This is a genomic window from Microvenator marinus, assembly GCF_007993755.1.
Lineage (GTDB): Bacteria > Myxococcota_A > Bradymonadia > Bradymonadales > Bradymonadaceae > Allomicrovenator > Allomicrovenator marinus.
The window spans coordinates 5,467,160-5,482,412 of record NZ_CP042467.1 but is presented as its reverse complement, the minus strand read 5'-3'; the positions used below and the strand labels follow the sequence as shown (position 1 = coordinate 5,482,412).

Below are 15,253 nucleotides of genomic sequence, written 5' to 3'. Positions count from 1 at the left end.
CGTGCTATCTTGCACGAGAATTCAAATGAATGACTCTGTTCGGGGCAACGATGCTTAATCCGATTACGTACACGGAGAATGTCGCGCGCGACTTCCTTCGCTATCAACTCTCTGCTTATCCGTTGGCTGACGACCGCATGCAGGAGCAAATGCGGAGTCTCTTGAATCTGGACGAGACCCGCAAAACCCCTCTTCTAAAAGGTCCCTATGTAAGTCTGAGCCGGATGTTCCGGCAAGGGACTGCCGTCAAGGATTTGATTCTTGAGGGGGTTCTGCATCCGCATATGGAGCGGATTGTATCGTATAGCCATCTTTATGGTCATCAAGACACGGCCGTCAGGAGCATTCTCAGTGGAACACATACGCTGGTGTCCACCGGAACTGGCTCCGGCAAGACCGAGTCCTTTCTTTATCCCATCATCAGCCGTTGTCTGGCGCTAAGAGATCAGAATACAGCGGCTGGAATCACAGCTGTCATCGTTTATCCGATGAATGCACTCGCAGAAGACCAACTCGGACGTTTGAGAGAACTTTTGTGCGGAACGGGGATCAGTTTTGGAATCTACGTAGGCTCAACGCCGGAACGTGCTGCTGATGTCTCAGGTATCAGACTGCCACAGAATGCGTCTCGCGAGACGTATCTGGCGGCTTTGGAGACCGAGCGCCAATCGTCTGAGCCACGTGCCGTTCATCCACCGGAAGAGCGCGCTAGCCGCGAGGAAATGCGTGCTTCTGGCAAGCAGCCACGCATCCTCTTGACCAACGTGAAACAGCTCGAGCTTTTGCTCACGCGTCAACGCGACGTGGAACTTTTTGATGCGGCGAGGCTTGAGTTTTTGGCGGTGGACGAAGCCCACACATTTAGTGGTGCGATGGGTGCTGAGACTGCCTGCTTGATTCGCCGTCTCCGAGCGTTCTGCGGCCATACGCCTGATGACACAGTGTGTATTGCTACATCCGCGACCATCGCCGACCCAAAGTCGGGTGTGCATGCTGCTCGTGAGTTTGCGTCGCGTTTCTTTGGAATTCGTGCCGAAAATGTCGAACTCGTCAGCGAGGAATATCAAGAAGAGACCTGGGCAGATGAGCTTGTTCCGTGCGCGCCTCCTTCAGGCGACCCGCTTGTCCAGCTAGAAATGGTCCTGACCATTCTGCGCGATGCAGACGTGGATAGTCCCGACGACCGCGCATTAAGTCAGCTTAAGACCTATCTTCAAACCCTACTCGGTGCACGAGTGGACATGAATGATTGGCGGCGAAGTCTCTATGATTTGCTCGGATGCAACGAGACCGTCTTTCATATCGCGAGCGAGCTCAATAAACCTGCGTCGTTAAAGGTGCTCTGTGAGACCGTTGCAGAAAAGCTTGGACGAAACGTTCACGAGGCCGAACTCCTCATGTGGTTGGCATTGGGAGCCGCCGCTCGAAAGAATGAGCGGCCGCTCCTAAGACCCGTGGTTCACGCTTTTGTGCGAGGTGTGGATGGTGCGGTCGTGACCTTCCCTGCCCAAGTTCCAGATCCCAAGCTCTGGCTCGCCGCGGAAGATGCAGTTGAAGAAGCCGAGGAACTTCATCGCCTTCATGTGATGACCTGCACAACTTGCGGACAGCATTATTTTGAACATTTTGTGGCCGACTTTGAATTCATGGGCGCATCACCTGGCGGGGGCGAGCTCTTGGACGGCATGCGTTTGTGGCCGGCCTTGGAGTCGAATTCGGAAGGCGCGAACCGCGTTGTATTGCTGAATCGTTTTGCATTCATGGACGAGGAAGATGAGACGGACCTTGGCAAACACAACCGACTTTCGGCCATCTTCTATTGTCGATTCTGTGGTGGCTTACATTCTACGTCGCGTGAACGATGTGGTTCATGTGGGAACTCTGACGCATTGATTGAACTCTTTGCCGTTCAACAAAAGCGCGACGCTCCGGGTAGGCTGAGCTCATGCGTAGCCTGTAAGCAGCCCTCCAGAACACGCCATGGACGGCACCGCGAACCTGCGCGTCCCGTGAAAGCTGTGAACGTTTCTGATGTCCACGTGCTCGCGCAGAGTATGCTTCAACACGCGGAGCGAAGACGCCTTTTGATCTTTGCCGATAACCGACAGGATGCAGCCTTCCAAGCTGGATGGATGCAGGATCACGCGCGGCGTTTTCGACTACGTGCCGTGATGGATGAAATCATTCAGGCGGGAGCGACCTCGCCCGGCGATTTGGTCTTTGCTCTGGATGAACTCTTAGAAAACGATGAGGACCTGTCCCGTGCTCTGATCCCGGAAGTCTGGCGTGTGGCACGAAAGGAACGTTCCGGAAATCAACACCAACAAGAGCGAAAGAAGTTTTTGCGACTTCAGGTGATGCGTGAGCTGGCGACTGGAAATAGACAGCGGCTCGGTCTCGAACCCTGGGGTCGGATGCGTGTGGATTACGCCTCTTTAAACCCGGACCATGTTTTCTTTAAAAACTGGGCACCGGAGTTTGGAATCGAGCCAATTGAGTTGGTGGACGGCGTAGCCTCCATGCTCGACGTAGAGCGTCGGAAGAATATTCTCTGGGATCCTGAGACCGGGCTTTACTCGCGGTATTGGTATGAAAATGCACGCGAGGTCGAACGTGGGTACATCCCGTTGATGCAAAGCCCACCCAAGGGACTAAAACTGCGTCGTGGTGATAATGACGATAAACGTTGGGTGGGCCAGTTCATCGCTCAAAATGGTCAATCAGCGCCGGCTCAAGCCGTAAAGAAGTGGGGACTCGACCCGGAGCGCAGCGTTTCTTTCCTGGAAGAACTTTGGAGGTTTTTGACAGAAGAAACTGCAATCTTGAAACAAGTTACTCTTCTTGGAGGACGTGGCGAAGCGCTGGTTGGGAGTGCTGGCACCCATCAGATAGATTCGGATAGCCTCCTTCTCGTGCCACATACTGGTGTTTGGCAATGTAGGAAATGCCGGCGGGGTTATGCTCGGTCCGCGCCACATAGTGTGTGTATGGGATGGCATTGCGACGGCACCCTAGAATTCAAGCCCGATAACGATGATGACTACGACCTTACGCTCTTGAAAGAGAATTTCGTGATGGTGCGTCCGCGTGAGCACTCCGCTCAGGTCCCGGCGGAGGATCGTGAGGTGATTGAGCGACTCTTTAAGGGAAGCGGAGAGCGGGTAAACGTGGTTGTGTCCACACCGACGCTCGAGTTGGGGGTTGATATTGGGGCCTTGGACTCTGTGTTGATGCGCAATGTACCGCCTTTGCCTGCCAATTACTGGCAGCGTGCAGGTCGCGCGGGTCGACGTCACAGAATGGCCGTGAACCTCACGTACGCGCGCCCAGCGAGCCACGACCGCGCCTATTTTGCGGATCCTTTGAAGATGTTGGGGGGCTTGATAACGCCACCGAGCTTCAACCTGAAGAATGCCGTAATGGTCAAGAAGCATGTTCATTCAGCGGTTCTCGGGCTCTTGCATAAATGGGCGCGATCGTCGGATTTAAGTGAGTTCGATCGTGCGGAAATCAAAGAGGCGCTTGGCCGCACCTTTCCCCATCAGATTCGCGGGTACCTCTTTGATGAGCAAGGCCGAGTGCTCTTGAGTCTCTTTGATGTGAGTCCTTTGCGGACGCTGACGAGCAAGCACTTAGAAGGTCTTCTGGCACATGTGGTGGAAGCTTTTGCTCAAGGTTGGCCGGAAACAGATGAGGTTGTGGTGAGTGAGGCAACCTTGCGCACCGCTATTTCCGAGATGCCAGAAGAATTGGAGTCGGTCATTCGACGATTGGACCGACGTCTTCGTTGGGCACTTGGACAATTGGATAGATTGGACGTGCGCCGTAGGGAGCAAGGGACTCTGGTAGAAGAGGATCAAGAGCTCTGGCGTCGGTGCGACAAGCTTGTAAAGAAGCTCAAAGGCGAGGTGACAAGACGAGGAAATCAGGCCGAAGGGTTCGACGATACTTACACCTACGCAGTCTTGGCCGCTGAAGGCTATCTGCCGGGTTATGGTCTTGATAACGGTGCAATTGCTGCGACGCATATCGCGCCTGAGAATGAATATCGAATGCGCGATTGGATCATCCGGCGTGCACCGGCGATGGCCCTTCGAGAGTACATCCCAGGAAACCTGATTTATGCAAATGGACACCGGTTTGCGCCTCGGTATTTTCAACTCTCACCGGAAGATCCCACTGTGTTCCAAGTGGATATTGCGAACGAGGCAGTAGTTGAGCGTGGTGCCGGACGCCCCCAAGACGCGCAACGTGTTAGCGAATCACACCTCGCCGCTGTGCCCGTTTGTGATGTGCAGCTTCCTCATTTCGCAAGTATCTCCGATGATGAAGATTATCGGTTCCAACTTCCATCGGCGGTCTATGGTTATGAGCTGGAACGCCACGAAGAAGGCCGTGCGTTTGATTGGGGTCGCTCAGAGATTCTATGGCGACGTTCCGTCCATATGCGGCTGGTAAATGTAGGCCCTTCCGGAATGGTTGCGACCCAGCAACTTGGTTTCCCAATTTGCACGGTGTGTGGACAGAGCCGTTCTCCGTTCATTCCAGACGAGCATCTGAAGAAGTTTCAGGAGGCTCATAGAGAGCGCTGTGGACAGACACCGTACAAGATAGGGATCTTTGCAGATGTCATCGCTGATGCTTTGACCTTCCAACATGTTGCAGATCGGAAGGTCGGCCATAGCGTGCTTGAGGCGCTACGACAGGGGGCTTCACAGGTCCTCGAAATGGAGATTGATGATCTACAACTCCTGGCAATGGGATATGCGGGCGGCACCCATGTGGACATGGTTCTTTACGATCCGATGCCAGGTGGTTCGGGCTTGCTCGAACAGATGTTGGCGCGGTGGCCGGAGGTAATCGAAGCTGCGAAGGAGCTCTTGGAAACTTGCGCTTCGGACTGTGGCTCTGCCTGCGTGGATTGTTTGTTGACCTATCGCAACGCCCATTATCACAGGCACTTGAATCGCCATTCTGCAATTGAGTTCTTTGACCGCGAAGGGGCGCATATTGAATTCAAGCATGACATTCCTGCCCGGCTTCCGACAGAATCTCAGTCCGGGGAAATCACGAATCGCGCTGAAGAAATTCTGGCTCATATGATGAAGCGTGCAGGATTCCCCGAGCCCATTGCACAAAAGGAGATCGACCTTGGTCATCCTCTTGGCAGGACGTTCCCAGACTTCTACTTTGACGACCCAAATGAGATGTTTGACGGGATCTGTATCTACCTAGATGGACAGACCAAGTATGGCCCAGATCCTGTGCAGGAGCGTCAACGCGAGCTTGGAATCCGTCAGGAACTTGAGGCGCGTGGATATCGGGTTTTGGAGATTGAGTTCAGCGCACTTACCGACCAAACAGCGATGGGTAGGACTTTCCAAATGTTGGCGCGTTTGTTGATGGGACGGGATGCGGCCGATCGAATCAGAGGTGACTTGTCGTGGTTTGAAGAGATGGCCCCCACTGCCCCTGCAGCGGGAACAGACGCTTGGGTTGACGTCGCTTATCTGATTGGAAGCGAGTGGGCCCCCCTTGTGAGTGCATTGAGGAACGACTTTCCCGGTCCTCAGATTGTAGGCGAAGACATCATGGAGGGTTCCCGGGCGACTGGCGCGCGAGTGTTGATGGCCTGGTTCAATGAGAATCGTCGGATTGAGCTTCGGGATGGCGGTCCAGACTCTGGTGATGCTTTGGTAATCACACCGGACACGGATGTGAATGGAGTTAAGGACTTTTTGCGCAGGCATTTGGAGGTGGAATGAGATTCGCGATCGCCGACACCTTCCAGAAAGGTCTCGACAAGCTGAGCAAAGGGGACCAGACCCTGGTGAAGCAGCGGGCCTTTGACTTTCAGACGGACCACCAAAACCCAAGCCATCAATTTCACAGGCTCCAGGGGTTGAAGGAAAAGCGTTTCTGGACTGTCTATGTCAACATGGACATTCGCATCATCGTCTACAAGGACGGCGATCTTATGATGCTTTGCTACACGGACCATCATGACGCTGCGTATGAGTGGGCCAAGGGGCGACAAATTGAAGTGCACCCTGAGACTGGCGCGACCCAGCTGGTGGAACTGATTGAACGACGTGAAGAAATCGTTCAGCAGGTTGTCCGTCAGCAAGTTGTGGAACCACCCATCTTTGGGCGATTTGAGCCCAGCTATCTTCATAAGCTTGGGGTGCCTGAAAGCTGGCTCGAGCCTCTGAAGTACGTTACGGACTCGAACCTCCTTGATACGCTCGAACGCCTGCCACAAGAGGCGGCTGAGCGCTTGATGCGGCTTGCTGCTGGTGAGGTGGTCGAGATTCCCAATGTCTTGCCGACGGTCGATCCGTTTGCCCATCCCGATACGCAGAGGCGTTTCCGGGTGGTGGAGAATCAGACGGAGCTTTATCGCGCGCTGGAGTGGCCCTGGGAGCGCTGGACGACCTTTTTACATCCAACACAAGAGCGTGCTCTCCAAAGGACCTATAATGGGCCTGCATACGTCTCAGGAGGGGCAGGAACGGGAAAGACGGTAGTTGCCCTGCATCGCGCCTACAAATTGCTCAGGGAGGCTCCTGAGGGCCGTGTGCTCTTCACCACGTTCTCGAGCACATTGGCAAGCCGCTTGGAGCTCAGCGCAAATATTCTGATGGGAAGGGACACAGAGGAGCGCCAAAGGCTGCGGATCACCAATCTACATGCCTTGGCACGTCAGATATGGGTGGATGATTTGGGGCGAAGATTTCAGGCTGTCGATCGAGATGGCTTGAGTGACCTGATGGCTCAAGCGAAGAGTTCTCTGGATTCCAGTGGAATGAGTTTGGGATTCCTCATGTCCGAATGGGAGAGTGTGGTTGACAGTTGGGGGATTGAGACTTGGGATGACTATCGTGGATTTCCCCGTAAAGGTCGTGGCACGCCTCTGGATGCGAGAACTCGACTTGCCGTTTGGAGGGTTTTTGAGCGCGTACGAGAGCTGCTGAGTTCCCAGGGCAAATCTACGTGGAACCAGCTCTGCTACTCATGCATTGAGGCGCTGGATGACGGAACTCATCGCTGGGACCATATCATCGTGGATGAAAGCCAGGACTTTGGCCCTGCCGAGCTCAGGTTGGTGCGTGCCCTTGTGGGGACAGGCACAAACGATGTCTTCTTGGTCGGAGATAGTGGTCAACAGCTTTATCAACGCCCGTTCTCGTGGCGAGACGTTGGGATAGAGGTGGTCGGACGTTCTACCAATCTGAAGGTGAACTACCGAACTACGGAACAGATTCGTCGGTTTGCCGATGGACTGATGCCACCCAACATGCGTGAGCATGGAGGTCAGGAGCTATCTCGGGGGACGGTCTCTTTGCTTCAGGGCGAAGCGCCCGTAATCAAAGGCTTTCCCTCAGCCGACGACGAGATCCGATTCGTGGTGACCCAGATCAAGACTTGGCTTGATGAGGGTATGCAGCCGAAAGACATCGCAATTTTGGGCCGAGTGAAGAAGAAGGTGTTGGTGGAACGCGCAGAACAGGCTTTAAGCCAACTAAATGTTCCATACCATTGGCTTAAGAGCGAAGAGACCGTCATTCCGGAGGCTATAAGCCTAGGCACCATGCATAACGCGAAGGGCCTCGAGTTCAAAGCAGTGGTGGTGATGGGTTGCGAGCGCGGTACTGTTCCCCTTACCTGGGTGCTTTCAAATGCCTCGGATGATGCGGAGCGCGACGAAGCTATGGCCCGCGAACGCAACCTCCTCTACGTCGCGACCACGCGGGCTCGGCAGGACTTGGTTGTCACCTATGTTGGCGAGCCTAGCGAATTCATATGAATCCCTCTTCGGCGGCCTTCACAGGCGCGAGTGCCTTGCTCGGCTTCACGAAACAGATGATCTCAGATACTAATATAAATGAAATCCCTAAAACTCTATGAAATTAAAAGCCACTCATTTTGATGATTTTTTGGCTAAATTCAAAACATCCCAATGTCAGTTACATCCACATAAATTCAAGAACTGAAAAAAAGGAAATAGAAATCGCAGAGGCGAGGACCCACTGTTTCCAGAAAAAACTTTCTCGCGAGTATCTGGCCCACCCCATATTTAGTTAACTTAAGCATGATCGACTCGCTGCAGCGCTCACTGGGTCTCCATCGAAATGCCGTATACTTGCCAACCCACTTATGTCTTATGTGGTTTTTTACGCCATACACAAAATAAGACTTGACTCTATTCCGCCCGGTGTCTAGCTTGCCAAGATATACGGAGGTCAAGATGGTAAGTCTGGCAAGAAAAGAACTGGATCGATACTTAAGAAGGCGACAATCTGAAGTGCAGGAAGTGACGTTCGATGAACTACGGCAGGTGTTTCACCCAGAAGACGAATTGCGGTCGTACCTGAAGGAGGGGGCCGGTGGTCTGGGGAAATACATTGTGGGCCGGAAGGGTCACGAAACGCGACTAGCGTTCCATCCTGAGCCAGAACCTGATCAAGAGAATGGCGGACCTTCGCAACCTCGACTTGAAACAGTGACTATTGGACTGGAGAAAATTGATCTGATCGATTTCAGATTCCCGCTGAGACCTGGATTGGTTGTAACCCTACCTCTACCCGCGGACTTGAATTCATCCGAGGTTTCCCGCTTACAGTCCTTCTTGTCAACGTTAACAGTTCAAGGGGGTGAGTGATGTCACGGAAGAATGGGCGTTTAAAGCCTTATGTTTGGCTTACCACGCATAAGAAATTCAGCATCTGTATGGACGCTATATTTGACGCGTATCTGCACGGAGTCGGAATTTGGATTGTGTCTGCTAAAGGTACGATTTTTCTAGATTCAGGTGAATGTGAAACCCTACACATTCAAAACGTCAACGTTGATTTGGTTAAATTCAGAATCCGGAAATCTGGTAGGGACAGATACTCTCTCACAGCAATGAGCGTCGGGTCCCGTAGATTTTTCGGACGTTTGAGTCCTTTCCTCAATTGAGCTCTCAGGTGGATCTATTGTCTGCCACGAACGACCAAGTCATACTCTGCATTTAAGGAGTGTTAAGTGCCAGAAGAGATAAACTGGACGAACGTCGTGGACTGCTTGCACAGGTACGGTGTGACACGGGATCGAGTCTTGGGAGAACGGACTTTCCGTTTTCTATATGTCGAGCTTGCCCGCGTTGTGCCAGAGCACAACCATGATGCTCTGCAGACTGTGCTTCTGAAACTGCACACTTGTCCGACCAAACTGGGCGCAGCTGTTAAGTCACCGAAGGCCTGGCTCCGAAAAGCTGTTCGGAACAAAGTCCTTGATGAACAAAAGGCCACGATCGCTGGACGCGAGCGAGAAGAGAATTGGCTAACGACTCATTTGACCGACATCGAGGATCAGAGGTCGATTTCCAATGCGATGCTCCCTGTTCGTGACTGTCTTGAAAAGCTGACTTTGAAACGACGCCTGGTCCTGAAGCTCTACTACTTGGACTCAGCCATCACCGGTGAAGAAATTTCTTACTTGGGTCAGGTGCATGAATGTGACCAGAATGTGATTCGAAGCCGAATAGATGGTGTTGTGGATGCTGAAGATTCCCTGAATCGGAGTTATCAACTCTCACTCATTATTGAGCCCGATAAGGGCTCGTCGGATGCAGAAGCACGAGAACGACGACTCGATCGATTTAGAAAGGCTCGCAAAACCGCGGAGAATGAGTTGAAGGCATGTTTGGGAGTTCAAGTATGAGCGATTTACCGAAGCCGTCTGAGATTCTACCCATCCCCGTCAAGCTTGCGCGGCATAAGGTGTGGAAACATTTTTACGACCCACAGGAGCGATGGGATGTGCTCTGTGAGCTCGACATAGATGCTGCGCGACACGACGCCGAGCGCGTCTCAGGCCAAAAGTGGATGGTGGTCAGGGAGTTACCAACCTTGTATGGCGTCATTTTGACGAACACGTCTGAACTTCTGGATAGGCATCATGAAGAGGGATATCGTCCAGCATATACGAATGCCCTTTTGAACTCAGGAAGTCATTGGGCGAGACAAGTGGACGGAAAGCCGATTTGCCTTTCCCCAGACTTCGTCTTCTTGTTGGTCGGCAAAGACACTAAAGGGAGAAATCCAGACGCTGATTGTGTATTGACAGCCTATCGACCGACTCCGAAAGACTGTCTTAAGTTCGACGAATCACGGCGTCGTAAACATGCAAATAGGTATTTCGGAAAGAAGTCGAAGGGACATAGGATGAATTTTAGAGAAACGATTCTACACGATCTCAAGACAGAGACCCCTATCTCAACGGCTGCAGATGTCTGGCTATTGGCGTATGCGATCGGCTACGGCGAAGCCCTTCTTCCCGATGAGAGTCTCACACGTGCGCTCTTAGAAGCACGCGAACGGCTAGAAACCATACCTCAGGCTTTGCGAGCCCAAGTGGTCGAGTCTTTGGTATGGGACGGACGAAAGCAAGCCGTCATCAAGGCCATCGAGGATGAAGACCCAAACGATCTCAATGAAGCCTTAGATCACGTTGAGGACCTCTTGGCGGTTGCTCGCGCACTAGACTTGAGGGAACAGGTCGACCACTTTGTTGAAGAACTCGACCCCGTGTTGGCTTGGATTTCTGCCGAGATGTTTCCAGCCCTGATACCTTTTGTAGATGCGAATCTTGAGCGGTACGTTGAAAACGTACCGTTGGGCAGGCTCTGGCGCAACCTTCAAGGGCATGCCTGGCGTTCCATTCTACAAACCACCGCACCAGTCGATGCTTCCGCAGAAGCATTCATGGCCTCGATGTTTTCGGAACCCTGGTACATTCGACTAGCGAACCAGATCCGAGCTAGGGCAACAGATGTTGCGAAAACTGTTCTGTCCGAACTGGAGAAAACCGTCAAATCGGCCTCGTTCTTGCCGCTACAACCTAAATTGGGAGTCAGCACAAAGTTCGCAATCAAAATGAGACAGTGGCACGACCAGTCACATCATGCCCGGCTCTTCGTTGTCGATGCAGGTTACCCGGAGGGCTACGAGGTTACAGATGATTGGCTCAATGGCCCGACCATCTGGGAATACGAAAGCGACCTTGATTTGGTGCTCCTCGTCGGGACTTCCCCCATTCCAGGCGAAAAACTGGTGGATTGCCTTAGCTACGCGAGCCAGCGAGAGGACATCTGGGTTCAATACCGTCATATGTCACGCAACCCAGACCACGTAGCTTGAATAGTGTTGCGCTTCCTCAGCGGCCTTCGCTTTCGACGAGCGCACTGGGCCCAGAGTTGGTCCACCAGCCTCAATCGGGTCTCCGTTTGGTAACACTCTCCACGGCGGAATTCCCTTCAATAGCCCGCTTAACACATCCACACAAACCCTCGTTGCCACTCCGATATAGACAGGTGCCAATGGTGCTACAACAAATTCGGCTCCCGCCGCGATGAGAACGCCTGCAATCCCACCTTCCCGTGCGAGCGAATCGGTGGTCCTGCCAGTCTCGCAGGAAAGTAGGATAAGCTTGGACCCCGCGAAAGCGCGACGAGACTGCTGAAGTCGCTTTACATCCAACGGCTCGCACTCCCCATCTTCTCCAATGCATACAAGCGCCGCATCATCTGGATTTGGGACATCCCCATGCGCAATGAAAATCACAAACTCACTTGTTCTGGCATGCTTCAAAACGTTTTCCGCCGAAGCCGGTTCAGGCAAGACCCTGTCAATGTCGTGTAGCGCTCTCCCAAACGTCGCACCTCGGCTCGCGAGGATTCGAACGGGGCCGAATTTGTTGGCGAGAGGCTCGATGGCTCTGATCGCGTCTAAGCCGAACTCATCAAGCTCCGCGTGCTCTCTGCCTTGACCAGGGTCGGCAAGAACAATGAGCACACCTTGCCTCGCTTGCTCCTCATTCTTTGGAAGGGTGTTTACCAACGACGAAGCGACCGCCACAGGAAGTTTTCCCCACACTTCTCGGGTCGGAATATATCGCATCGTTGGCCCGGGCTGCCAGAGAACAGCACTTGGTGTTTCTGGAAGTTCTGCCAAGATCCGCTGACATATCCGCTGAATTTGAACGGCTGTGGGCTGAGACGTTCTCTCCAGATTCTCGCGGGTCGTATCGAGACCAAACACCTCTATCGTCCGCTCGTCATCTTCAATTGAGAGCACCAGGGCAATCGACTCTGGCGTAGCCAACGTGAGATGGATGGCGACTGCTCCGGGCTGCATTTCCAGCCACCGCCAGATACGTTCATTCTGAACATCGTCATCCAAAAAGCTTGGGTCGACTGCTCGAAGCGCCGGAAGAAGCTCCGCTAGACGCAAACTGTTCTCGCTATCGACGGCTTCGCCCCATTCGGCCGCGAGTGGCAAGCCCGCCAGTTGCGATGGTAACAAACGCGCCTCGATAGGCCTCAGGTAGGCATGCTGGGAGCGAATCCACCATTTCAGGACCTGCTGAGCTTCGCGGCCGCCAAGCCTGAACCCGTGCCGCTTTAGGTGTCGTGTTCGAGCGGCGTGGGCGATCACAACCCTGATACCAAGCCCAAGAATCATCCAAGCTACCTGCTCACGCAGGTCGGTATTGAGTATGATGAAGGGTAGTGATTCATCCACAATTTCCCACACTTCATCTGACATTTCACCCACCCACGGATTGTTATCAAGTTGGCCGAGGAAACGCCCCTGAAACAATGCCACCTGCACCAACTCTTCGCTTGGCCCCAAGCGTTGGGCAGCATTCCGCGCAGAACGATAGTGGTCTAACGCACGCTCTAGGGCAGGACGTTCAAGCAGCACGCCGTTTGGCAATCTCTCTGTTTCCAGAAGCGCCAGCTCCAGCTCTGTCTCGTAATAGTGGCGCGGATCGGTGCCTGTTGACCTGACGACCGATGCTTTCTCAAGGGAAACTCTTGCGTCCCCGAATTGGCCAGCCCGGCGCAAGGCGGCGCCAAGGTTGTGATGTGCCGAGCTAAATTGGGATGGCGAAAAGTGCTCGCCATGCTCTCGAATCACCTTTTGCCAAACCTCCGCCTCGTCCTTTGGGCCTTTCCTTCTGGCAACCGATGCTTGTACGTTCCCAAAGTGAAGGAACACCGTTCCCCAATGGCTTTTCGGAAGCACATCAAAGTCCATCTTGCTCATCAAGGCTTGCGCTTCCTCAAGAGCCTCCTCATTCCCTTTATCGGCTGAAATAGCTAGCCAATTTAATAAGATAGACTTGTAGCGATTGGCCAACGGCACATCGTCAGTGATTTCGATTGCGCGTTTCGCCGTGTCGATTGACCACTGAAGTCGTTCATTTAGCGGTGCATTCGCCCAGTCCATAACGAGTTCAGCTACGTTGAAGAGTGCGTTTCCACGGTCAGCATTGGTGGCTGTCGGCATCTCGGAAATTTTGAGATAGCTCTCCTTTGCTTCAGTGAAATTCTCGTCTCGGTTACCTGCCTGTGAATATCGAAGACTCCTTGCGAGCAGGATCTTCAGAGACACTTCAAACACAATGGACAGTTCGGTCCCGGATACCCCTGCAAGTGCTTCACGTGCAATCTCCGCAGTAAAGGCAAAGTCTCGGACAGGGTCATTGCGATGGTCCTCTGGTCCCCAGATTTGAGCGAGTCGCATCCAGCCCAAAATCCCCTCAAATGCGGTCTGCCTCCGTATTGCAACACGTGTTGACTCACTCGCGGCACGGGCTTCAGAAACCTCTCTCAGGCCCCGTCTGGCAAGTTCGGCCAAGATTTCGGCGTGTTCGATCGTACCCTCTTTCACCTCAGAAATTTTCCTAACTAGACTCTGATTTGACTCGCCTGAAAACGACCAAGGCATCTTGAAAACATAGAAGTACTTGTGTTCGAATTTGCCATCTGAAGTTTCAGAAACAGGGTCTGCAGTCCCCGACAACCCACACAAGTAGAACAAATGGCTAAATGCGGCGTTTGCCCTTTCTAGCTCCACCGCGGTCAAGACATCGATTTCAGAGAGCCAGCTGTACCAGCCCTGAACAAGAGACAGCTCAAGCGACGTCTCCCCCATTCGGGCCAACGTTTCAGCTGTAGCGAGAAGAAGGTCTGGATATGAGATTTCGATTGCTACATCTGCAGCGCGGCACAACAATTCCGCTGCTCCATTCACACCGTTTGAATGTTTGAGTAGAGCCAGATTGTAGAGACAATCACCCAGAAGTAGCGATGATTCGGCCGACTCGCAGATCTCTGTAAGCCAAACCCCTCGTTGCTCAGTGAAAGCAGGATTGTCCCCGAGGAAATCGCAGAGTGCCATCGTGATAATGGGTCGCCAGTACCCTTCCAGCCAATGCCCTGCCAATTGGTCACGCAATGCCGCAAAAACGACAACAGTATGCGGTCCTACAACCTTCATTGCGATACTATTCAGGAACCGGAACAATAATCCCGACAGCTCCACTGAAGGGATTTTTTTTGATGCCTCCTCTAATCTGGAGGGGGTTGGGTTTGGGATGTAGTCCTCAGTGGCTCTCAGTGTCTCTTCCCCGCGCAGAAGGTGTGCACTCACAGTGGCCGTTCTTGAAACAAAGCCCTCTATCAATTCCAGCAATGCCTTCGCTCCACGTTCTCGTAAGAGCTGAAGGATTGAATCACGGTCATCGTCAAACTCAACAGGGCCTGGCAGTTCGGGCATGATTGGCAAGGCTGCATGACGCCACAGTTCTGTTGCCGCTTGCCGAATCCAAGGACTCTTCAGGGATTCTGGAGAGTCTCGAACAAGCTCAAACTCAGAGACAAGTCTTAGGTGTCGGCGTCCTCCTTCCGATTGGCCAAACATATCCGCCAGAGCGAACGCTCCTTCGATACATCCGAACGCGAATTGGGCGAGGCATGCACGTGCAGCCAGCCAACGAGCGAACCATGTTCCATCAGACTTCGCTGCTGCTAAGGTGACTCGCCAGAAAAAAGGACACCAATCGGAACTAAGTTGGCTTGCGGGAAACACCGGGCCGTAGAACACCACCGAATACGCATCCAACGGTGATCCTCCGGATTCGCCGGTGATCGCTAGAAAGGCATCGGCAGGGTTTGGCAATCGTGTCCCAGGAGGGCCTGCGTCAAAGCGAAATCCGAACCACTCTCTATAAGGACGCCCGGAAGCAAATACCTCATACGCCTCATCGCGCGTACAGCTACCCTCCCAATTTCCATAGATTCGCTCCCACTCGAACCTGTCAGAACCTTTGTCGAGCTTTTCCAGTAGTTCATTGATTTCAGGCATTTTCCCGCCACGAGGTTCTTGGTGAAAGCTCAGACTAGGGGATGGAGAAAATCCTG

General features: G+C 53.1%; 5 protein-coding genes. 4 read left to right on the top strand and 1 reads right to left on the bottom strand.

The window, feature by feature from the left end:
- The first annotated feature begins 50 nt into the window (after nucleotides 1-50).
- The 4 genes from FRD01_RS24765 (at nucleotide 51) to FRD01_RS22525 (ending at nucleotide 11,183) form a co-directional block, all read left to right on the top strand.
- Nucleotides 51-5,765, top strand: coding sequence for a DEAD/DEAH box helicase (locus FRD01_RS24765; protein WP_146963222.1), 5,715 nt, complete (start codon nucleotides 51-53; stop codon nucleotides 5,763-5,765).
- Nucleotides 5,762-7,807: a 3'-5' exonuclease gene (locus tag FRD01_RS22535; RefSeq protein ID WP_146963220.1), complete on the top strand. Its 2,046-nt coding sequence runs from the start codon at nucleotides 5,762-5,764 to the stop codon at nucleotides 7,805-7,807. Before FRD01_RS24765 ends, FRD01_RS22535 begins: the two co-directional genes overlap by 4 nt.
- Before the next feature lie 1,220 nt (nucleotides 7,808-9,027).
- Nucleotides 9,028-9,705: an RNA polymerase sigma factor gene (locus FRD01_RS22530; RefSeq protein ID WP_146963218.1), complete on the top strand. Its 678-nt coding sequence runs from the start codon at nucleotides 9,028-9,030 to the stop codon at nucleotides 9,703-9,705.
- The gene (locus FRD01_RS22525; RefSeq protein WP_146963216.1) at nucleotides 9,702-11,183 is read left to right on the top strand and encodes a hypothetical protein; all 1,482 of its coding nucleotides are present in this window, start codon (nucleotides 9,702-9,704) and stop codon (nucleotides 11,181-11,183) included. The genes FRD01_RS22530 and FRD01_RS22525 overlap by 4 nt, the downstream gene beginning before the upstream one ends.
- On the opposite strand, the gene FRD01_RS22520 is transcribed toward FRD01_RS22525, so the two are convergent.
- Nucleotides 11,157-15,197, bottom strand: coding sequence for a CHAT domain-containing protein (locus FRD01_RS22520; RefSeq protein WP_146963214.1), 4,041 nt, complete (start codon nucleotides 15,195-15,197; stop codon nucleotides 11,157-11,159). The two genes, FRD01_RS22525 and FRD01_RS22520, sit on opposite strands and share 27 nt — an antisense overlap.
- Nucleotides 15,198-15,253 lie beyond the last annotated feature (56 nt).

What these genes read in the sequence shown, in the direction of transcription:
- FRD01_RS24765 (WP_146963222.1), top strand. Translation starts at nt 51, where the DNA reads ATGCTTAATCCGATTACGTACACGGAGAATGTCGCGCGCGACTTCCTT.
- FRD01_RS22535 (WP_146963220.1), top strand. Translation starts at nt 5,762, where the DNA reads ATGAGATTCGCGATCGCCGACACCTTCCAGAAAGGTCTCGACAAGCTG.
- FRD01_RS22525 (WP_146963216.1), top strand. Translation starts at nt 9,702, where the DNA reads ATGAGCGATTTACCGAAGCCGTCTGAGATTCTACCCATCCCCGTCAAG.
- FRD01_RS22520 (WP_146963214.1), bottom strand. Translation starts at nt 15,197, where the DNA reads ATGCCTGAAATCAATGAACTACTGGAAAAGCTCGACAAAGGTTCTGAC.